Raw genomic sequence first — 690 nt, 5'->3', positions numbered from 1 at the left:
GGTCGTGTTAACTTAAGCATGATTCCACCAGACGGCGTGGGCTTGCAACCACGTTTCCGCGGTCGGCGGATCGACGTGACTGAAACAGTTTGAAAACGAAGATGTTCTTCGTTCTACCTCACGAAAGATACGTTCGACGGAATTTCTGAAGCCGTGTTGTTGGACGCGGTAGCTGAGGTTTTCTCGTCGAAGGCCACCGATAAGATCGTCTGCGTTGTCGATGAGAAACACGGCGTCTTTGACGTCGTGTTTCTCGATCAACTCGGATAGAAACTCCCGTGCGATCGCAGCCGTATACGTCGGAAACAGCCGTGTGTGCAGAATTCTGTTCGTTTCAGGATCGACAGCCGCATACAGCCAGTACCAGTTATTATTGACCCGGATCGCTTTTTGATCGACCGCGACACGATCCGGGCTTTCACCGCCAGCCGGCTGTAGTTCAGCCTTCTGTATCCAGTTGTGAACTGCCGTTCGACTCCGTTTGACACCCAACTCCTCAAGAAGCACGACTGTATTCGAAAGTGATAATCCAGCAAGATGGTAGCGAATACCCTTTTCAATGATCTCGCGGGGTGTCCGCTCTCGCTCCACAAACCCCAAGTCGATCCACTCAGTAGACTCGGTGAGGCGGTTGGATTCGGACATAGACACTCGAATCACCGACCGCCTCGTCCTTAACTTAACACCGCC

1 protein-coding gene is annotated in these 690 nt (G+C 52.5%); it reads right to left on the bottom strand.

The window, feature by feature from the left end; translation table 11 throughout:
• Window positions 1-12: 12 nt before the first annotated feature.
• Entirely contained in the window at window positions 13-645 is a 633-nt protein-coding gene (locus tag ACERIT_RS16180) for an IS6 family transposase (RefSeq protein ID WP_373675879.1), read from the bottom strand.
• Window positions 646-690: the final 45 nt, after the last annotated feature.

Source organism: Halopenitus sp. H-Gu1 (assembly GCF_041821145.1).
In the GTDB taxonomy this organism is placed as follows: domain Archaea; phylum Halobacteriota; class Halobacteria; order Halobacteriales; family Haloferacaceae; genus Halopenitus.
Note: the sequence above shows the minus strand (reverse complement) of the source record. Positions and strands in the feature narration are given on the sequence as shown.